The 18,445-nt window shown below is 66.9% G+C and carries 19 protein-coding genes; 10 read left to right on the top strand and 9 right to left on the bottom strand.

Annotated features, from left to right (window positions below):
- Window positions 1–106: 106 nt before the first annotated feature.
- Window positions 107–736 (top strand): homoserine/threonine efflux transporter, encoded by a 630-nt coding sequence (locus tag ACPYOD_RS11155; RefSeq protein WP_481301810.1) that lies wholly within the window; start codon window positions 107–109, stop codon window positions 734–736.
- On the opposite strand, the gene ACPYOD_RS11150 is transcribed toward ACPYOD_RS11155, so the two are convergent.
- From ACPYOD_RS11150 to ACPYOD_RS11140, 3 genes are all read right to left on the bottom strand, one after another.
- Window positions 733–1,182, bottom strand: a complete 450-nt coding sequence (locus tag ACPYOD_RS11150; protein WP_481301809.1) for a MarR family winged helix-turn-helix transcriptional regulator — start codon at window positions 1,180–1,182, stop codon at window positions 733–735. The genes ACPYOD_RS11155 and ACPYOD_RS11150 overlap by 4 nt on opposite strands.
- 2 nt (window positions 1,183–1,184) lie before the next feature.
- On the bottom strand, window positions 1,185–1,943 hold the full coding sequence (locus tag ACPYOD_RS11145) for a helix-turn-helix domain-containing protein (RefSeq protein WP_481301808.1): 759 nt from the start codon (window positions 1,941–1,943) through the stop codon (window positions 1,185–1,187).
- A 96-nt stretch (window positions 1,944–2,039) separates the two neighbouring features.
- A complete protein-coding gene (locus ACPYOD_RS11140) occupies window positions 2,040–3,695 on the bottom strand; it encodes an alpha-amylase family protein (protein WP_481301807.1) in 1,656 nt (551 codons plus the stop codon).
- A 135-nt stretch (window positions 3,696–3,830) separates the two neighbouring features.
- Here ACPYOD_RS11140 and ACPYOD_RS11135 point away from each other — a divergent pair, with 135 nt between their 5' ends.
- On the top strand, window positions 3,831–5,402 hold the full coding sequence (locus tag ACPYOD_RS11135; RefSeq protein WP_481301806.1) for an alpha-amylase family glycosyl hydrolase: 1,572 nt from the start codon (window positions 3,831–3,833) through the stop codon (window positions 5,400–5,402).
- 9 nt (window positions 5,403–5,411) lie between these two features.
- Here the strand turns inward: ACPYOD_RS11135 and ACPYOD_RS11130 are convergent, their stop codons facing one another.
- The 3 genes from ACPYOD_RS11130 to ACPYOD_RS11120 form a co-directional block, all read right to left on the bottom strand.
- The gene (locus ACPYOD_RS11130) at window positions 5,412–5,606 is read right to left on the bottom strand and encodes a hypothetical protein (RefSeq protein WP_481301805.1); all 195 of its coding nucleotides are present in this window, start codon (window positions 5,604–5,606) and stop codon (window positions 5,412–5,414) included.
- Between the two features lie 66 nt (window positions 5,607–5,672).
- A complete protein-coding gene (locus ACPYOD_RS11125) occupies window positions 5,673–6,587 on the bottom strand; it encodes a hypothetical protein (protein WP_481301804.1) in 915 nt (304 codons plus the stop codon).
- 43 nt (window positions 6,588–6,630) lie between these two features.
- The gene (locus tag ACPYOD_RS11120) at window positions 6,631–6,900 is read right to left on the bottom strand and encodes a hypothetical protein (protein ID WP_481301803.1); all 270 of its coding nucleotides are present in this window, start codon (window positions 6,898–6,900) and stop codon (window positions 6,631–6,633) included.
- A gap of 105 nt (window positions 6,901–7,005) precedes the next feature.
- On the opposite strand from ACPYOD_RS11120, the gene wrbA reads away from it, so the two are divergent.
- Window positions 7,006–7,605: an NAD(P)H:quinone oxidoreductase gene (gene wrbA, locus ACPYOD_RS11115; protein WP_481301802.1), complete on the top strand. Its 600-nt coding sequence runs from the start codon at window positions 7,006–7,008 to the stop codon at window positions 7,603–7,605.
- Here wrbA and ACPYOD_RS11110 read toward each other — a convergent pair.
- On the bottom strand, window positions 7,602–8,165 hold the full coding sequence (locus ACPYOD_RS11110) for a helix-turn-helix domain-containing protein (protein ID WP_481301801.1): 564 nt from the start codon (window positions 8,163–8,165) through the stop codon (window positions 7,602–7,604). The genes wrbA and ACPYOD_RS11110 overlap by 4 nt on opposite strands.
- A gap of 253 nt (window positions 8,166–8,418) precedes the next feature.
- On the opposite strand from ACPYOD_RS11110, the gene ACPYOD_RS11105 reads away from it, so the two are divergent.
- The 5 genes from ACPYOD_RS11105 (at window position 8,419) to ACPYOD_RS11085 (ending at window position 12,860) form a co-directional block, all read left to right on the top strand.
- Window positions 8,419–10,356, top strand: a complete 1,938-nt coding sequence (locus ACPYOD_RS11105) for a PAS domain-containing sensor histidine kinase (protein ID WP_481301800.1) — start codon at window positions 8,419–8,421, stop codon at window positions 10,354–10,356.
- Window positions 10,353–10,991 (top strand): response regulator transcription factor, encoded by a 639-nt coding sequence (locus tag ACPYOD_RS11100; protein ID WP_481301799.1) that lies wholly within the window; start codon window positions 10,353–10,355, stop codon window positions 10,989–10,991. The genes ACPYOD_RS11105 and ACPYOD_RS11100 overlap by 4 nt, the downstream gene beginning before the upstream one ends.
- Before the next feature lie 109 nt (window positions 10,992–11,100).
- Window positions 11,101–11,472 carry a response regulator transcription factor gene (locus ACPYOD_RS11095; RefSeq protein WP_481301798.1) on the top strand — a complete coding sequence of 124 codons (372 nt, stop codon included), beginning with the start codon at window positions 11,101–11,103 and terminating at the stop codon, window positions 11,470–11,472.
- A gap of 47 nt (window positions 11,473–11,519) precedes the next feature.
- Window positions 11,520–12,293 (top strand): YdcF family protein, encoded by a 774-nt coding sequence (locus ACPYOD_RS11090; RefSeq protein WP_481301797.1) that lies wholly within the window; start codon window positions 11,520–11,522, stop codon window positions 12,291–12,293.
- Between the two features lie 60 nt (window positions 12,294–12,353).
- Window positions 12,354–12,860, top strand: coding sequence for a hypothetical protein (locus ACPYOD_RS11085; protein ID WP_481301796.1), 507 nt, complete (start codon window positions 12,354–12,356; stop codon window positions 12,858–12,860).
- Between the two features lie 2 nt (window positions 12,861–12,862).
- Here ACPYOD_RS11085 and ACPYOD_RS11080 read toward each other — a convergent pair whose 3' ends face one another.
- Window positions 12,863–13,990 carry an aminotransferase class I/II-fold pyridoxal phosphate-dependent enzyme gene (locus ACPYOD_RS11080; RefSeq protein ID WP_481301795.1) on the bottom strand — a complete coding sequence of 376 codons (1,128 nt, stop codon included), beginning with the start codon at window positions 13,988–13,990 and terminating at the stop codon, window positions 12,863–12,865.
- 62 nt (window positions 13,991–14,052) lie between these two features.
- Between ACPYOD_RS11080 and ACPYOD_RS11075 the strand changes: the two genes are divergently transcribed.
- Window positions 14,053–14,931 carry an EamA family transporter gene (locus ACPYOD_RS11075; protein ID WP_481301794.1) on the top strand — a complete coding sequence of 293 codons (879 nt, stop codon included), beginning with the start codon at window positions 14,053–14,055 and terminating at the stop codon, window positions 14,929–14,931.
- Between the two features lie 72 nt (window positions 14,932–15,003).
- Here ACPYOD_RS11075 and ACPYOD_RS11070 read toward each other — a convergent pair whose 3' ends face one another.
- Window positions 15,004–17,928, bottom strand: a complete 2,925-nt coding sequence (locus tag ACPYOD_RS11070; protein WP_481301793.1) for an autotransporter family protein — start codon at window positions 17,926–17,928, stop codon at window positions 15,004–15,006.
- 249 nt (window positions 17,929–18,177) lie between these two features.
- On the opposite strand from ACPYOD_RS11070, the gene ACPYOD_RS11065 reads away from it, so the two are divergent.
- Complete coding sequence (locus tag ACPYOD_RS11065; protein ID WP_481301792.1) at window positions 18,178–18,417, top strand: hypothetical protein; 240 nt, start codon at window positions 18,178–18,180, stop codon at window positions 18,415–18,417.
- The last annotated feature ends 28 nt before the right edge of the window (window positions 18,418–18,445 follow it).

The following is an 18,445-nucleotide window of genomic DNA, read 5'->3' as shown; positions in this document are numbered from 1 at the left end:
TACGGGAGGAGTGCGCCGTGGGCAAGGCGCGTTGCGGAATAGGTGTTCCGGATTGGGCAGGGGCTGGCGACTTCCGCCGCCACGTCCCAGGTACTACGCTCGCCCAATGAACCTCTTCCTCACCATCGCCATCGTCCAGATCGTCGCGCTGGTCACGCCCGGCCCCGATTTCTTCTTCGTTTCCCAGCTCGCCGCCAGCCGCTCGCGGCGTGAGGCCTTCGCGGGGGTGGTCGGCATCGCCCTGGGCGTGGCGGTGTGGGCTGCCCTGGCGCTGCTGGGCCTGCATATCCTCCTGCATCGGCTGGCGTGGCTGGAGCGCGGCATCGCGGTCGCCGGCGGCGCCTACCTGTGCTGGATGGGTTTCCAGATGCTGCGCGCCTCCTGGAAGGCGAAGCCGGATGCCGCCGTGCCGGTGGTGGACGTACGGGGCTCGAGCCCGCGGCGCGCCCTCCTCAAGGGCCTTGCGACCAACCTCGCCAATCCCAAGGCGGCGGTGTACTTCGCCTCGATCTTTTCCGCCTTCGTGGGCGACGGCATGTCCGGCCCCGCGCGCTGGGGCCTGTGGGCGATGGTCACGGTGGAGACGTTGCTGTGGTTCTCGGTGGTGGCGGGCATCTTCGCGATGCCGGCCATGCGGCGCGGCTACGTGCGCGCCAGCCGCTGGATCGACGGCGGGGCGGGCGCGGTGTTCGCCCTGTTCGGGCTCCACCTCATCTTTGGCCGCCGCACCGCCTAGGGAAGCTGGCCTTTTTCCAGGTTGCGCGTGACCTGGGCCAGGCTGTCGGCGAGCAGCGCCGGCTGGTCCACGCCTTCCAGCGCCGTTCGCGCCAGGTCCGCCAGCAAGGCGCGCACACGTTCGGCCATGCGCTTGCCGGCCGGCGTAAGCACGATGTCGACCAGGCGGCGATCGTCCTCATTGCGCTCGCGCAGCATGAGGCCGCGCTCGATGCCGGCATCCACGGCATGGGTGACGGTACTGGCGTTGACGCCGCAGGCGGTCGCCAGCTCGGTGGAGATCATGCTGCCGCGCAGGGCGAGCAGGAGCAGCATGTCGCTCTGCAACGCCGTGAGCCCGAATTCGCGCTGGGCGCGGCGCCCGACGGCATCGCGCAGGCGGGATCCGGCCAGCATGAGGTCGCGCCCCAGTCCGAGGGTGGAAGCTGTGTTCTCGTCGTTGGCCATGCTCAGTCCGCCGCGCGTCGCCAGGCTCCCGGCGGCATGCCGACGGTACGGGTAAAGACGCGCGTAAAGTGGCTTTGTTCGGCAAATCCGCAAGCCAGGGCGATATCGGCCAGCGAGAGGGTGGTGTCGCGAAGGAGTTCGCGCGCGCGCTCGATGCGCCGGTCCAGCAGCCAGCGGTGCGGTGGCTTGCCCATGCTGCGCCGGAAGGCGCGGGAAAAATGGTTGACCGAGAGGCCACAGGCCTCGGCCACGGCGGACACAGGGAAGGACTGGTCGAGCCGCTCGTCCATGAAGGCGATGGCCCGGCGCTCCTGCCAGGTGGCAAGTCCGCCACGTGGCGTGGCGCCATCGTCGCGCGATGCCGGGTTTCCGAGCAGGGCACGGAGGGCCAGGGCGACGTGGGCGAGCAACGGGGTATTCGGCGAGTCGGCGCGGAGGCTGTCGAACAGCACCTGGGCCAGCGTCCGTACGGCGGGCGGGTGGCCCGTACCCAATTCGCCTTCGGCCTGGCGGCGGAACAGGATGGCCCCCGCCCCCTCGGCATCGGCCGCGCAGGCGGCCCGGTAGACAAGGAGCAAGTCGTCGCCCGCCCCGTCGAGGGCGATCTCGGTCAGCTGCGCCCGTCCCCGCAGGTCTTCCACGAGGGTGGTGCTTCCCCGGCGGTCACCGCGGTCGATGGCGGCGGAGCGCTGGGCGAGGTCGACGATGACCGTGGGCAAGTCGGCCAGGCGGATGCTGCAAACGGGTTCGGCGCGATACATGGGGCCGATCCTTTCGAGGTATCGGAGGAGGATTGAAGCATTGCGCATGCAAGGATCGGCACCTACCCCCATAAGAGGTATCCGGGCGGTCCGTTGTCAGATCCCGTCAACCTCTTCCCTTTCCAGCACGTAGCCCAGGCCGCCCTCGCGGAACCAACGGTAGCCGTAGGGCTCCAGCATGACCTGGTGGCGGCCCCGCTCGTCGGGGTGGCTGTGGTCTTCCGACAACACGTTGGTGAGCTGGGCGGGGCCGGCGAAGTCGGCCTCGATGGGCGCATCGGACAGGTTGTGCAGGAACAGCACGGCATTGCCCCGCCATGTGTAGCGCAGCATCAGCACAGCGTTGTCGTCGAGGGGCAGCACCTCGAAGTCGCCCCAGGACACCTCGGGGATCTCCTTCCGCATGCGGATGACCCGCTCCATCCAGTTCAGGAGCGAGCCCGGGTCGCGGCGCTGCTGGGCCACGTTGACGTGCGCGAAGCCAAACGGGCCGTCGGAGATCACCGTTTTTCCCCCGCGGCGTACCCGGGTGAACCCGCCGTAGGGCTCGGTCGACCATTGCATCGGCGTGCGTGCGCACTCCCGCTCGGGCAGGGACAGGTCGTCACCCATGCCGATCTCGTCGCCGTAACGCAACACGGGTGTGCCGGGCAACGTGAAGAGGAGGCTGTACGCGAGTTCGAGGCGCCGGCGGTCGTTGCGCAACATCGGAGCGAGGCGTCGCCGGATGCCGCGATCGTAGAGCTGCATCTCCTTGTCCGGACCGAATTCCGCGAACACCCGCTCACGCTGCGTGGGGGTGAGGCGGCCAAGGTCGAGTTCGTCGTGGTTGCGCAGGAACTGCGCCCACTGCGCCGTGGCCGGACGGGGCCGGGTCTTCCGGAGTGCACCCGCGAGCGACCGTGCGTCGCCGGACGCCAGCGCGTGGAAGAGGTGCTGGTTCACCTGGAAGTTGAACATCATCTGCAGGCGGTCGCCGTCCGACCCGAAATACTCCATGTCGTCGCGCGGCAGCACGTTCGCCTCGGCGAGGATCACGGCGTCGCCCTGGCGCCATTGCAGCAGTTCGCGGAAACCGCGCAGCATGTCGAACTGTTCCTTCGGCTTCGTGACGTCGGCGCCCTTGGTCGCGATGACGAACGGCACCGCATCCATGCGGAAACCGGAAACACCGAGCTGGGTCCAGAAACCCATGATCTTCAGGATTTCCGCCTGCACATACGGATTGGAGGTATTGAGATCCGGCTGGAACTGGTAGAAACGATGGAAGTACCACGCCTTCGCGGTCTTCTCGTACGACCAGGTGCTCTTCTGTACCCCGGGGAAGACCAGGCCTTCGTCCGCGTTTGCGGGCCGCGTCTTCGACCAGACGTACCAGTCGCGGTACTTCGAGGACGGATCGCGACACGCTTCACGGAACCAGGGGTGGCGGTCCGAGGTATGGTTCACCACCAGGTCGATCATCACGCGCATGCCCCGCTGCTTGGCGGCATGGGTGAATTCCACGAAGTCGCCCAGGGTGCCGTAGCGCGGGTCGACGTTGTAATAGTCGGCAATGTCGTAGCCGCCGTCCTTGCCGGGCGAGGTCTGGAACGGCATGAGCCACAGGGCCGTGACGCCGAGGCCCTGCAGGTAGTCCAGCCGCCGGCCCAGCCCCTGGAAATCGCCGACGCCGTCGCCGTTGGAGTCCTGGAAGGTTCCGACGGAGAGGCAGTAGACGATCGCGTTCTTGTACCAGAGGTCGTTGATCATGACGAAGGCCTGGCGCTGTCGAAGCATCGAAGGCTAAGCGAAAGGTTGTGAAGGCATTTCGTACACGCCCTGCCAGCGAGGCTCTGTGTGGGAGCCGCTTCAGCGGCGATGGGTGCTGGCGGCAATGGAGGATTTGTGTCGGAAGGTTCGTGGTGGCGCGACGGCGTCGTGTATCAGGTGTACCCCCGCTCGTTCGCCGATGCGAACGGCGACGGCATCGGCGATCTGGCCGGCATCCGTTCGAAGCTTGGCTACCTGGCCGACCTCGGCGTGAGCGCACTCTGGATCTCGCCCATCTATCCGTCGCCGATGGCGGACTTCGGGTATGACGTCAGCGACTATCGCGGCATCGATCCGCTGTTCGGCGACATCGCCGGCATGGACGCGTTGATCGCCGATGCGCACGCGCTCGGGCTGAAGGTGATCCTCGACTTCGTGCCCAACCACAGTTCCGACGAGCACCCGTGGTTCCGCGAGAGCCGCCGGTCGCGGGACAGTGTCTTCCGCGACTGGTACATCTGGCGTGACCCGGCACCGGACGGCGGTCCGCCCAACAACTGGCTGTCTAACTTCGGCGGCAGCGCCTGGACCTTCGATCCGGCCACCGCGCAGTATTACCTGCACCTCTTCCTCGACAGGCAGCCGGACCTCAACTGGCGCAACCCGGTACTGCGCGAGGCCATGTACGAGTCGATGCGATTCTGGATGCGCCGCGGCGTGGACGGCTTTCGCGTGGACGTGATCTACCACGTGATGAAGGACGCGGCGTTCCGCGACAACCCGCCCAATCCCACCTTCCGGGAAGGCATCGACGCCGACGCGCACCGGTTCCTCCCGGTGCACACCGCCGACCTGCCCGAGACCCAGGGCATCGTGGCCGCGATGCGCGAGGTCGTGGACGAGTTTCCCGATCGCGTGCTGATCGGCGAGATCTACCTGCCGCTGGAACGCATCGTCGCCTACTACGGCGAGAACCTGACCGGGGCGCACCTGCCTTTCAACTTCCTGCTGATCGGCACGGATTGGGACGCGCCGACCATTGCCGGCCTGATCCGCCGCTATGAAGCCGCATTGCCCCCGGGCGGATGGCCGAACTGGGTGCTGGGAAACCACGACAAGCCGCGTATCGCCTCACGGGTCGGGGCCGCCCAGGCACGTGTGGCCGCGGTGCTGTTGCTCACCCTGCGCGGTACGCCCACCCTGTATTACGGGGACGAGATCGGCATGCACGACGTGCCCATTCCGTTCGCCGAAGTGCGCGATCCGTTCGAACTCAACGAGCCGCACAAGGGGCTCGGCCGCGATCCCCAGCGCACGCCGATGCGCTGGTTTTCGCGGGAAGGCGCGGGGTTTACGCGCGGTACGCCATGGCTGCGCATCGGCGAGGACGTCGACACATGCAATGTGGCGACACAGTCCGACGACCCCGGCTCGATGCTGTCGCTGTACAAGGCACTGTTGCGGTTGCGCCGCGAGATGCCATCGCTGAGCCGCGGCGATATCCGTGTGCTGGAAGCGAGCGACGCCGTGCTGGCCTACGAGCGCTCGCACGAGGGCGAACGTGCCGTGGTGGTGCTGAATTTCACCGACGAACCGGCGCCACTGCCGGTCCCGGAGCCGGTGGGAAGCCTGCTGGTCTCGACCCATGCAGGTGCCGCGGAAGGCCCTTTGCGCGCCTCGGAAGCGAGGGTCTACAAACTGGCCTAGACGCCGGTCCTACAGCCAGTCCGGCGCCAGCCAATGGATCGCCGCGATCGCGAGGATGAGCACGATCGCCACGATGACGATGTGGCGAAGATAGGCACCACCGGTGGCGCCGCCGTCGTAGCTGGCGTCGTCGTAATCGTGCGAGGCATCGCGCGGGTGGCGCACGAAGGGAAGGCGCAGGCGTTTTCGGCGTTTGGGCGACATGGGTCGATGCTGGTCCGTGTGGCGTGTGCGCAAGGCAAAGGCGTCGGGGTCCTGGCGTCAGGCGGTTCAGGCGCCAACGCGGGACGTGTTCTTCAGTTCCTCGAGGATTTCAGGGCCGCGCACGTCGATGTGGTCCAGGTTGTTCACGTAGAAGCGCACGAAGGGTTTGTCGGCATCCTTGGGCATCCACGGCTTCGCCCAGACGAATGCCACGCAGTAGCCGTCCGCTTCCGCGATGAGCTTGTCGAGGCGGGCGCGCAGCAGCTTGCGAACCGGATATGCCTCGATGTCCTTGGCGGTGATCGTGACGGTCGGCCGCAGCTCGGCATCGTCGTGTCGGAAGGGGCGCGAGAAGCGGAGGTAGTAACCGCCTTCCCGGGTGGCCCGGAGCGAGGCCGTGCCCCACCACACCGCCCGCGTGCCGAGCAGGTCGGCCACCTTCTGCCGGTAGACATTGCGGAACAGCGCTTCGTAGGTGACGGTTTCGCCGCCGATCTCGACGGTGGCCTCGGCCAGGTCCTTGTCCCGGCGATGCTCCAGGAACTTCTGCACCAGCGAAGAAAGCCGATAGTAGTGGCTGGCACGCGGCGACACTCCGGCCGCGGGCGCGGTGGGCACGCGACGTGCCGGTTTCGCCGCCGCCGGTGTGGCGGCAGGTGTGGCGCTGCTGCGGAAATGGCCGGCCGGACGCTCGGCCTCGAAGACGTCCGGTCGCTTTTCCGACTTCGTTTCGCTGCGGCCGTGGGCGACCTCGCAGGTGGCGGCGTGGTCTTCCAGCCGGTACGAACGGAAATAGGGGCGTATCCGCAGGTTCTGCTCGGGCTTGTCGAGGCACGCGCAGATCAGCGGTGCCGAGCAGCCGGTGCCGACGCACGCGAAGTGGGCGTCGCGCGGGAGCAGGTCGGCCCAGTAGAGCTCGTAGGCACGTTCTGCGGTAAGCCGCTCGTCGCGGTCGGGGAGGGTGGCTTCTTCGATCGACACGTGTGGGCCCGGCGCTTCCGTTCCGGCGACTTTACCGTGGCCGTCAGAATGCCGCGAATGCCCGCGCGGGTTCCAGGCCGAGATCGCGGGCCGCGCGACGAAGAAAACCAAGAACCTCGTCGTGCCGGCCGCAGGCCACGAGCGACTCGGCGGTCTGCTGGCCCAGCGCGGCGATGGGATCGTTGCGGTACCAGGCCATGCGGGCGGCTTCGTCCGGCTCGACCCGGGCCGCTTCGTGGAGGACCAGCGCGGCCCAGGGATGAAGAACGTCGATGCGGGCGGTGGGGCGGATATGTACGACGCTGGCAAACATGCGAGTACCTCGGTGCGTTGGCGATGCTGCGTCTAGACGCGGTCTACATGTCCGCGACGGTAACGTTCCCTCCTGCCACGACCCTTTCCCTGAGGAGCGCGTTCCATGGCCAAGATCCTCGTTCTCTACTACTCGGCTTACGGCCACATCGAAAAGATGGCGGAAGCCGTGGCGGAAGGTGCCCGGGAAACGGGCGCCACCGTCGATATCAAGCGCGTACCCGAGCTGGTTTCGGAAGACGTGGCGCGACAATCGAACTTCAAGCTCGACCAGGCCGCGCCCGTGGCGAAGGTCGACGATCTGCCCGGCTACGATGCCATCATCATCGGCACCGGGACGCGTTACGGACGGATGACGTCGCAGATGGCCAACTTCCTCGACCAGACCGGCCCGCTATGGATGCGCGGTGCGCTCAACGGCAAGGTGGGCGGCGCCTTCGCCTCCACGGGCACCCAGCACGGCGGGCAGGAAACGACGTTGTTTTCGATCATCACGAACCTCCTCCACCTGGGGCTCATCCCGGTAGGGCTGCCCTATTCCTTCCAGGGCCAGATGAAGCTCGACGAAGTGACCGGCGGCAGTCCTTATGGCGCGACGACGATCGCGGCGTCGGACGGTTCGCGGCAGCCCAGCGAGAACGAACTCGCCGGCGCGCGCTTCCAGGGCAGGCACATCGCGGAAATCGCCACCAAACTGTTCGGTTAGGCCTCCTGCCACCGGGACCGCCGCCACTGGCTGGGGCTCTGGCCCACGAGGCGGCGGAAGAGGTTGCACAGGTGCGCCTGGTCGGAGAGACCGCAGGCCAGTGCGATCTGGCTAAGGGGTTCGCGGGTCTGGAGCATCAGCGTCTGCGCCCGTTCCACGCGCCGGCGCATGATGTAGGCGTGCGGCGGATCGCCGAAGCTGTCCTTGAAGGCGCGGCAGAAGTAACTGCTCGACAGGCCCGCAATGGCGGCCAGCTGGTCGATGGTGATCGAGTACCCCAGGTTCTCGTCGACATGCGCGGCCACGCGCCGCGCCTGCCACGGTGCCAGTCCCGCTCCCACGCGGCGACGGGGTGGCGCAGGCGTGCGGGCGACGGCGGGCTCGCGTTCCAGCAGGGCGGCCACGCGGGCCACGCAGGCACGCGTGGTGGCGATATCGGTTTCGGCCGCGGTCAGGGCCTGTTCCAGCAGTCGGGTGACGTTGGATTCTTCTTCCCCGGCAGGAAGGACGAATGGCGGCAGGCCATGCCCGGCGTTCGGGACGTTCAGTTCGATGCGCATCTGCGTCTGCTCCACGGCGGCGGCTATGGGCGGGACTGCCCATGGTGGAGAGCCTATGCGTGAGGCGACGCGGGCTGAATTCTACATTCGGTCGGGACGCTCCATACCAAAGGGTTAGTCGCGATCGTGTGGACTTCTTGCAGCGTTCGCCCCGTAACGGTCAAAAACCATCACCGCTGTGCAAGACGGGCGCCATGGACAGCCGGGACACTCCGCGCCGTATCCTTGCAAGACATTCCATCCGGCGCCCTCGATGACCCGATTCCGGCCCCTGCAGAGCCAGGCCTATGCGCCCGCCACGCGCCCGCGGGGGCTCGTGGCCGCGCTGCTGATGGGGGCGGGTGCGGTGCTGGCCACGGGCGTGTTCGTCGTGGACACCTTTACCCCGTTGCAGAGCGCGGTGGCGGTGGTCTATGTCGTAGTCGTGCTGCTCGTGGCCGCCAGCGGAAGCCGCCGGGCGATCGTCGGCGCCACCGTGGGCTGCATGGGCCTCACGGCGGTGGCGTACGCGCGCGGCCACGGTGTGCCGGCCATGGATGCCTCGTTCCTGCGTTGCGCGGTAAGCCTGGGCGCCATCGCCACCACCGGGGTGCTGGCGCTGCGCAATCGGGAACGCATGATCACCATTGCGGGACAGGCACGGCTGATCGAGCTCACCCACGACTCCATCTTCGTCCGCGACATGGACGACGTGATCGTGCTCTGGAACGGCGGCGCGGAGCAGCTCTACGGCTGGACGGCGCAGGAGGCCCTGGGTCGGCGGGCGAGCGACCTGCTCGGCACGGCATTCCCGGGCGACCACGCCGAGGCGCAGGCCGAACTCTTCGGTGTCGGGCGCTGGGAAGGCGAGGTGTTCCAGCGCCGCCGCGACGACCGCATCGTCATCGTGGAGGCGCGCTGCGCCTTGCTGCGGGACGAGTACGGCAAGCCCAGGGTCATCCTGGAAGCGGGCACCGACGTGACGGGGCGGCGAGCGGCGGCCGCCGCGCTGGCGGAAAGCGAGCGCCGCTATCGCAGCATGTTCGAGAATGCCCGCTTCTCGCTTTGGGAGCAGGATTACTCCCTGGTGATGGACCGGGTGCGGGCATTGCGGGAAGAGGGCATCACGGATTTCGCGGCCTATGTCGACGCGCATCCGGAGTTCGTCACCGAGGCGTTGGGGCTTACCCAGATCGTCGACGTCAACCAGGCCACGGTGCGTATGCTCGGTGCGTCGCGCCGCGAAGAACTGCTGGGGCCGCTGGCCCGCGTGCTGGCGCCGTCGCAGAGTATTTTCGCGCGTGTGCTCGCCACGCTGCAGAGCGGCGGGGTGACGGAAGGGGAGACGACGCTCACCAACCTTCGGGGCGAGCGCCTCACCGTGCTGTTCGCCTTGAACATGCCGCTGGGCCCCACGCGGTACGACCGCGTGCTGGTCAGCATCGTCGATATCACCGACCGCAAGCGCGCGGAACGCGCGCTCATCGCCGTGCAGGCCGAACTGGCCCAGGCGGCGCGGATCACCGCGCTGGGTGAAATGAGCGCGTCCATCGCCCATGAGGTGAACCAGCCGCTGGCCGCCATCGTGACCCATGGCGAAGCCAGCCTCCGCTGGCTGCGGCGGCCCGAACCCAATCTCGCCGAGGCATGCCAGGGTCTTGAACGCCTGGTGCGCGACGCGCGCCGCGCGAGTGAAGTGGTGCACCGCGTGCGCAGCCTTGCCAGCAAGGAACCCCGCCAGCATTTTCATTTCGACCTGAAAGCACTGATCGAGGAGTGCGCGCAACTGCTCGACGGTGAGCTGGCGCAGCATCGCATTTCGCTGTGCATCGACATCGACCGCGACGCGCCGCTGCCGCGCGGCGATCGCGTGCAGCTGCAACAGGTGATGCTGAACCTGATGACCAACGCGATCCGCGCCATGTCAGAAGTCGAAGACGCACGGCGCTTGCACATAAGCGCCCGCGCCGACCCGTCGGATGGGTTGCTGGTGGAAGTCGAGGACAACGGCACCGGCATTCCCGAGCACATCGCGCCGCATCTGTTCGACGCCTTCGTCACCACGCGCTGCGACGGCATGGGCATGGGTCTTGCCATCTGCCGCTCCACCATCGAATCGCATGGGGGACGGCTCTGGGCCACCAACCGCCCCGGTGGGGCAACGTTCCACTTCACCTTGCCCGTCGCCGTGACGGAACGGACCCCCGCATGACACGCCCCAGCCCCGCCAGCACGGAACCCATGCCCATCGTATGCGTGGTGGACGACGACGCCTCGGTACGCGAGGCCCTGGCCTCGTTGTTCCGCTCGGTGGGGCTGGAGGTGGCGACGTTCGCCACCGCGGCCGATTTCCTCGCGCGCGACAACGCGGACGCGCCGGGTTGCCTGGTGCTCGACGTGCGCCTTCCCGGTGTGAGCGGGCTGGACTTCCAGGCGCAGCTGGCGGCCATGAACAATCGCCTGCCGATCATCTTCATGACGGGGCACGGGGACATTCCGATGTCGGTGCGCGCGATGAAGGCGGGCGCGCTGGACTTCCTTTCGAAACCGTTCCGTGACCAGGACATGCTGGACGCGGTGGCCGCCGCCATCGAGCGGGATGCGGCCAACCGGCGCAACGCGGTGGCGCTGGATACCCTGCGCGCGGCCTACGCGTCACTTACGCCGCGCGAGCGCGAGGTGATGGCCCACGTCACGGCGGGCCTGATGAACAAACAGGTGGGCGCGCTGCTTGGCTTGTCGGAAATCACCGTGAAGATCCATCGGGGCAACGTCATGCGCAAGATGCGGGCGAAGTCGCTGGCGGAGCTGGTGAAACAGGCGGAAGCCCTGGCCGGGCGCGCCTGAAAGCCGGGCGCCGCCGGGACCGCACACTTCCGTATGATTCCCAATCACCCTGGCGTGGCGCACTGTAAGGGGCGGCAGAGTCAGGCAGGTGCCGGGCGAGGACGTAACATTGGCCGCTAACAGGATCGTGGCGATCGTGGACGACGACGAGGCTGTGCGAGCGGCGACAGTCAGTCTCGTCCGGTCGCTCGGGCACGACGTACGGAGCTTCGCCTCCGCCGAAGAGTTCCTGCTCCACGGCGGCGACGAGGGCATCGACTGCCTGGTGACCGACGTGCACATGCCGGGTATCGACGGCACGGACCTGCATCGCCTCCTGATCGCAAAGGGCCGCACGTATCCCGTGGTGTTTGTCACCGGATACCCGGACAAGGCCATGCGCGACAGCGTCATGGCCGCCGGTGCCTTCTGTTACCTCGGCAAGCCCTACAGCGGCGACGAACTGGTCGAATGCCTCGAGCGGGCGTTGCACCCACGTTAGCGAAGGCAACCGAACGATGGCCATGGCGGTTTGCTAGGCTGCGCCCCATGACCATCACGCTATTCCTCATCCTCCTGGCCACCGGCCTCATCCTGCTCGCCCGCCGCCGGCCGCGCGCAGGCTGGTGCTTCTCCCTCGTTGCGCTGGCATGGCTGTTCTTTGCCGGTTGCGGCCCCCTGACCGGCTTGTTGCTGGATCACCTGCAGGCCGGGTTCCCCCCCGATGTCGCACGGTGGGGCCAGCGCAACGCGATCATCCTGCTGGGGGCAGGCACGGTGCGGGGCGATTCGGGCTCCATCGAACCCAGCCTTTACGCCAACGGACGCATCCTCCGGGCAGCGCAGCTGTACCACGGGTGCAAGGCAAGTGGCGCCGACTGCAAGCTGGAGGTGAGCGGCGGCGACGCCATGCGGCTCAAGCAGTCCGAGGCGGATGTCTATGCGCTCTCGCTCGACCGGCTCGGTGTACCTCGCGCGGACTTGACCCTGGAGGGACGCAGCATGAACACGTTCCAGAATGCGCAGTTCAGCAGGCCGTTGCTGGCCGCGTATGGCGCCGACAAGGTGGTGCTCGTGTCATCGGCCGTGCACCTCAAGCGAGCGAGCCTGTACTTCGCCCATTTCGGCATCCGTGGCGATGCCGTGCGCGGCGACTATGTGCGCCCCCGCTATGACTGGCTGCCGACGTCGGAAAACCTTTCGTTCGCCGATTTCGCGATTCATGAATACATCGGCGTGGCGCGTTATCACTTCTATAATGCCATGGGTTGGAACGTGCCTCGTGTTCCTGAAGAAAGCGTGACCACGCAGACACATGCGTAACAATTCGCCGCTTATGCTGTGCCACCGTCCAGCACGGACATGACAACGAAGGAGTTGCCCGTGAAGTTTCGCTACATACTCGCCGCCTTGCTGGCCACCGCTTCCCTCGTGCCGGTCGCCGCCAGCGCGCAGCAGGCCGCCAACCCCGCCTCGCAGATTCCGGCATCGGACAAGAAGGCGATCCAGGATTACAACCTCAACGACGACGTGTTCAACCGCATCGTGAAGGTCTCGCAGGAGGCGAAGGCACAAGGCATCAAGCCCAAGAACGCGGATACCGATTTCTCGAAGGTGCATTCGCTCGACGATCTCGCCAACCAGGTGACCGGCGCTGACCCGCGCATCGCTCCGCTGCTTCAGAAATACGGATTCACGCCGCGCGAGTTCCTGCTGGCCAACCTGGCCGTGACCAACGCAGCCATGGCTTCGGAGGCGAAGTCGAATCCGCAGTTGGCCGCCTACGTCGACCAGTCGAAGGTGAACCAGAAGAACGTGGCGTTCTACGAGGCTCACAAAGGCCAGATCAACGCGCTGATGGCCGACGGCGACAACGACGACGGCCGCTGAGGTCACCGTTCCAGGTACGTTTCCAACGCGGCAACCGCTTCCTCGCAATCGGCACGTCCGAAGCCGATACGGAAGCGGTCCGCCGGCGTATCGGTGAGCGCCGAGCGATAGTTCGACGCCGGCAACAGCAACACCCCTGCTTGTTCGACGAGATCGGCCGCGAAGGCGTCCACGCCTTCGCGGCCCAGGTAACGCGGGTAGGCGATGCAGCCGCCATCCGGCCGATACCATGCGAAACGGTCGCTCCAGCGCGCAAAGAAGCGGTCCAGCACCGCCAGGTTGCGGTCGATGCGCTCGCGGTGCCGGCCCAGGATCGTTTCGCGCGCCTTGAGCGCGATCAATGCGAGCTGCTCCGACGGGGCCGCATTGCAGATCGAAAGGTAATGCTTGTAGCGTTCCATGCGTTGCAGCAGGTCGCGATCCGCGCAGGCGATCCAGCCGATGCGCAAGCCGGGCAAGCCGTAGGCCTTGGACATCACGTTGAGCGAGATGCCTCGTTCGTAGACGTCCGCCACGTTGGGCAGGTGCGCGGTGCCGGATGCGCCCAGCGGGCGGTAGACCTCGTCGCTGAAGAGCCAGATTCCGTGCTGCCGGCACAAGGCGACCAGCGCATCGAAGCGGTCGCGTTCGAGGATCTTTCCCGTGGGGTTGTGGGGGAAGTTGATCGATACCACGCGCGTGTTCGGCCGTAGCGCCGCCGCGACCTTGTCGATGTCGAGCGACCACCCGTCGTCCGGGTCGAGCGCGACACCGGTCACCTCGCAGATGGACAGCGGCACGGTCTCCGCCGCCTGATAGTTGGGGGTGACGACCACGGCATGGTCGCCGGGCTCGAGCAGTACCCGCATGGCGATGTAGATGCCTTCTTCCGCCCCCGCGAAGCAGAGCACGTCGCTCGCGTCGCGCTTTTCGTAGGTTTCGGCGACGGCCTCGCGCAGTGCGGGCGCGCCGTAGGTCTGCGTGTAGCCCAGGTGCAACGATTCGAAGGCTTCCCGGTCGGCCGGGGTGGCGAGCGCCAGCAAGTCCCCGAGGCTCATGCTCTGGGCATCGGACGCCGTCAGGTGATAACGCGCCGCGAATTCCCAGCGCGAGAAATAGGTTTCCAGACGGAAGTCGGGAAGAGAGGTCATGGTCTGGCCATTGGCGTGTGTACTATGTGCGCCATCTAAGCATTGCCGCCCCGAGCCTGTCGATGACATCCCCGCGCTCCACCCCCTGGTTACCGGCGCTGGCCGTCCTCGGCTCCGTGACCTCGCTTTGCATCGGCACCTCGTTCGCGAAGAAGCTCTTTCCGCTCGTGGGTGCCGAGGGAACGTCGGCCCTGCGTGTCGGCTTCTCCGCCCTCGTTCTGGTGCTGCTGTGGCGTCCGTGGCGTTGGCCGCTGAGCCGGAGGGATGCGGGCTCCGTGCTGCGCTATGGGCTCACGTTGGGCACGATGAACCTGCTGTTCTATCTCGCCTTGCGCACCATCCCGTTCGGTATTGCCGTGGCGATCGAGTTCAGTGGACCGCTGGCGGTGGCCATGTGGTCGTCGCGTCGCCCAGTGGACTTCGTTTGGCTGGCTTCGGCGGTAACGGGGCTGGCAATGATCCTGCCGCTGGGCCACGGCAGCACACTGGACCTCACAGGCGTGCTCTTCGCGCTGGGCGCGGCCGTCTGCTGGGCCTTGTACATCGTGTTCGGCAAGCGCGCAGGACACCTGCACGCGGGCCATTCGGTATCGCTGGGGCTCGTGGCGGCCAGCCTGGTGGTGGTGCCTTACGGCGTCGCGCACGCGGGTGCGGCGCTGCTCGATCCAGGCATCCTTGCCGCAGGCCTTGGCGTGGCCATCGTGTCCAGCGCCATTCCCATGTCGCTGGAAATGATGGCGATGAAGCGGCTGCCGAGTGAGACCTTCGGGATCATGGTGAGCCTGGAGCCTGCGGTGGCGTCGTTGCTGGCGATGCTGTTGCTCGGAGAACTGCTCACGCCGTTCCAGTGGCTGGCCATCGGCTTCATCGTGCTCGCGTCCATCGGCAGCACGGTGACCGCGCGACGCGCCCGGCCGGAGGCCGCGGAACTCGCCGGATAGGTTGCATTTCTTGCGCTCGATATCCGGAGCCTTGCGCCGGGACGGCGGCAAGACTCCGATACCTCGCTTTCGTTACCAGGTTTTCCTGACGCCGACGGTGCCGGCCACGCGACGATAGCGCTGCACGCCGAATCGCGTTTCGACGTCGCCCCAGAGTCTCCACCCGTCGTTGCGCACGACGCTGAGGCCAAGCTTCAGCGCATAGGCGTTACGCGGCACGCCGTTGGTGAACGACGAATCGTCGAACCGTGTGGCATCCAGCCGGCCAAGCCGCCGCAGCCAGCTGCCCGCGACATACGGCGATGCCACGTGCCCGCCGGGTGTTTGCCAGCGCGAGGCGGCACGCAGACCCAGCCGCGCGGTGCTGCCGCTGGCATGCTGGGGAGCGATGCGCGTTCCGTTGGCCTCGGTATGCGTGCCACCGCGTAAGCGGGTGGCCACGAGCTGCGCCTGCGGCTCGAGGTAGACGTCGGTGTCGCGATTGAGCGCCCTGCGCCAACGGTGTCCCGCTTCCACGCTGGTGGTGAGCGCGCCGCTGCCGTAGCGTTCGCCGGCCAGCGCCTGGCCTTCCACTCGCTGGTTGAAGTGCGCGTACTGGGTCCATCCGCGCAGATAGGTACCGCCGGCCGTGCGCAGGCCGCCGTAGATGCCAGCCGCGGCGCCCTTGACGCGGCCACGTGCCGAATAACGGCTGACCAGGGACGTGCCACGGGTGTCCGATTGGCCCATCGCAGCCATGATGCCGAGGTGGCTGTCGACGTCGCCACCGCCCTGCAGCAGGTCGCTGCCGATGGTGAGTTCGTTGGTGGACGTAGTGGTGGTCACCTGTGAGCCAACGTCGAATGCGGTGTGCCGACGCTCGAACCGCGCCCATGCGCTGCCGTGCGAGCGCTCCGACTCGTCGTCCCGGCCCGCCCCGGGGCCGCCCTGGAACATGTCGAGCGCGGCGGTCTGGTTGGCGCGGTAGGTGCCGATCTCCGGCCGGAGCACAGGCGGCGGTACGACCGGATCCACCTGATCGCCCGGCTCTTTCCCTTCCTCGGGTTCGAGGATGGGATCGGGCATCGACGAGCGCAGGTACCAGCCTCCGTCGTCGGGTTGGCTCATCGAACCCTGGTGCAGGAAATAGTCGTGCGCCCCCGCGACGGCGCGGCCGGACAATTCGAATACGCCCTCGGATCGTCCATCCACCTTGACCAGCGGAATGCCTTCAACGGTGTTCGCACCCGCCCCATCGATGGATTCGACGGCGATAAAGCTCCTGCCCGACGTGCTGCCCATGACGTGGATGCGGTCGGCCGGCGAATCGTCGTCGCCGAGCCTGCCACGCATGCGGAACAGTCCTTCGTCGCCGTCGTAGTCGCCGGCGATGGTGAGCGTGGCGAACGTGCCGGGTATAGCGGGTGCGAAAGCCACGATGCCGTGATCGCTACGAAGCGTGCCGACCTGGCTGTCGCCGGTGACTACCCATGTACCGCCGCTTTCCAATGTGAGATTGCGTACGATCGCCGATGCGCCGGCCCACGACGCATCGCTACGGATAAGGAGCGAAAGCCGGGTCTGGTCTATCGATGGCGGTGGCAGCACCTGCTTCGCCGTGGATGCGCGGCCGAGGCGGATGTCACCGCCCCCATGCGCCTTGTCCTCCAGTACGACGGTGAAGTCCTTACTGGAGTTTGGGTCCACCTGGGCGAAGACCCCATTGCCGCCCTGGAGGATCGCCCCGCCGCCGATGAGGATCGCGCCAGGATCGTTGAGGCCGAGGGCGGCGAACTGCGTGCTGTGCACTGTGCCGCCGGTGAACGTCAGGTTACCTGCGTTCTCGACAAGGATGCCGTATGCGTTTTCGCCAGTGGTGGAAACAGTCGCATTGCGGGCGCGTAGTGCTCCGCCGTTGGCGACCGACCCATGCGCGCTCCGGCCGGCGGTAGTCACCGACGTATCGAAGAGCGCCAGCCTGCCCCCGCCGGACGCCACCGCACCGTAGGAGAAGGCGCCATGGGTGATGACGCCTGTATCCCGCAGGTCGATCTGCGGACTCCTGCCCGGGTAATCGCCTCCCTTGCCGATGACACCATAGGACCCGTTGCCGTGCGTGACCACATCGACATCCTGCAATTCGACGGCAGCCCCGCGGTTGTACACGCCCTGGGCATTGAACCCCTGCGTTTCGATGAGGGACTGACGAACCACCACCCTGCCACCATCCTGGACGTTCAAGCCAATGGCATCGGCATGGCTCGTCATGAGCCTGCTCCGTTCTCCGATGGTGACCAGACCGCTGCCCCGGTCGGCATGGGCTGCGTGCGCTCCGCGGCCTTGCGTTGCCAGCGTCGTATCGGTGAGCGTGACGGAGGACTCCGCGCCCACGTGCAGGCTGTCACTACCGGTGCCCAGCGTCAGGATGTTCGCCCCCCTGGCCTCTATGGCACCGCCGCCACTGATCTGTAGCCCCTTGGCGGCGGTACCCGCCGTTCGGATGGCGACGCCGTCGTCGAGCGAAAACGCGCCACCATCCTCCGCGAGGATGCCGGTGGCCGCGTACCCGGTGGTTTCTATTCGGCCGCCGCGAAACTGGCCCCGCGTGTCCCGGCCCTTGAAGGATGCACCGATGGCACTGCCGCCCTCGGTGACGATGGTGACGTTCTCCATGGATGTACTGGCCCCGCCGTGCACGTACAGGCCACGGGCACTGCTTTCCGTCGTGTGCAACGTTCCGCTGGCGAGGGAGGCCTGGCTCGCGACGCCGGAGACCTCGGCGGCATGCGAATATCTGCCGGTGGTCGTTATGTCGATCCCGCTGCCTGTAGCCCGGCCACCATTGATCACCAGGAGACCGACCCGGGAATCGCCGGTGGTGTCGTACGAGCCGGAGGGAAGGGTTTTCTCCTCGCCGTCGACCTTGAGAGGGGGATCGGCCGCCGCAGCGGCGGGGGACAGCGTGGCCAGAACCAAAGCGGAGAGGTAGGGGCGGGATGTGGGGATGAGCGTCTTCAAAGCATGTCACTCCTTGTCAGGCTGCCGGTCGGGGATGCCGACAGCAACTTCCGGATGACAGGGTAGGGACTGGCCTCGGACGGGGGAACGCGATTATTCTGAAAAAGTCTGCGAACGCTTCTGCGCTGCGCCGCCGGACACCCACGCTTCATAATTGTGGTCGCACCCTAGACGGGCCCGTCTTCGCGGGAAAACGTCAAAGATGCAAGAATCCGCTATATATACATAACGAATGAGGAGCCCAGCATCATGAAGGTTATTTCGATTACCGCCCTGGCTTTTGCCGCCGCCGCCCTGCTTGCCGGTTGCAACAAGTCCGATGACAACGCCACGCCGGCTTCGCCGTCGGCGGCTTCCACCGCAGCTGCCGCGCCGGCTGCTGCGCCGGAAACCACCCCGCCCGCCGCCAGCACCGCCTCCACCACGCCGCCGGCCACGGACAGCACGGCAGCCAATCCTGCCTCGCCCTCGACCGCCAGCGGTCAGTAAGACCGGGTCCTGTCTCTTATACACATCT

This window comes from Luteibacter sp. HAY1-4A (genome assembly GCF_056755355.1).
Note: the sequence above shows the minus strand (reverse complement) of the source record. Positions and strands in the feature narration are given on the sequence as shown.

Excerpts from the sequence above, each read along its gene's own strand:
- ACPYOD_RS11110 (WP_481301801.1), bottom strand. The coding sequence starts at position 8,165 with ATGCGCATCGAACTGAACGTCCCGAACGCCGGGCATGGCCTGCCGCCA.
- ACPYOD_RS11065 (WP_481301792.1), top strand. The coding sequence starts at position 18,178 with ATGAAGGTTATTTCGATTACCGCCCTGGCTTTTGCCGCCGCCGCCCTG.
- ACPYOD_RS11150 (WP_481301809.1), bottom strand. The coding sequence starts at position 1,182 with ATGGCCAACGACGAGAACACAGCTTCCACCCTCGGACTGGGGCGCGAC.
- ACPYOD_RS11105 (WP_481301800.1), top strand. The coding sequence starts at position 8,419 with ATGACCCGATTCCGGCCCCTGCAGAGCCAGGCCTATGCGCCCGCCACG.
- ACPYOD_RS11145 (WP_481301808.1), bottom strand. The coding sequence starts at position 1,943 with ATGTATCGCGCCGAACCCGTTTGCAGCATCCGCCTGGCCGACTTGCCC.
- ACPYOD_RS11140 (WP_481301807.1), bottom strand. The coding sequence starts at position 3,695 with ATGATCAACGACCTCTGGTACAAGAACGCGATCGTCTACTGCCTCTCC.
- ACPYOD_RS11120 (WP_481301803.1), bottom strand. The coding sequence starts at position 6,900 with ATGTTTGCCAGCGTCGTACATATCCGCCCCACCGCCCGCATCGACGTT.
- wrbA (WP_481301802.1), top strand. The coding sequence starts at position 7,006 with ATGGCCAAGATCCTCGTTCTCTACTACTCGGCTTACGGCCACATCGAA.
- ACPYOD_RS11130 (WP_481301805.1), bottom strand. The coding sequence starts at position 5,606 with ATGTCGCCCAAACGCCGAAAACGCCTGCGCCTTCCCTTCGTGCGCCAC.
- ACPYOD_RS11075 (WP_481301794.1), top strand. The coding sequence starts at position 14,053 with ATGACATCCCCGCGCTCCACCCCCTGGTTACCGGCGCTGGCCGTCCTC.
- ACPYOD_RS11080 (WP_481301795.1), bottom strand. The coding sequence starts at position 13,990 with ATGACCTCTCTTCCCGACTTCCGTCTGGAAACCTATTTCTCGCGCTGG.
- ACPYOD_RS11100 (WP_481301799.1), top strand. The coding sequence starts at position 10,353 with ATGACACGCCCCAGCCCCGCCAGCACGGAACCCATGCCCATCGTATGC.
- ACPYOD_RS11155 (WP_481301810.1), top strand. The coding sequence starts at position 107 with ATGAACCTCTTCCTCACCATCGCCATCGTCCAGATCGTCGCGCTGGTC.
- ACPYOD_RS11090 (WP_481301797.1), top strand. The coding sequence starts at position 11,520 with ATGACCATCACGCTATTCCTCATCCTCCTGGCCACCGGCCTCATCCTG.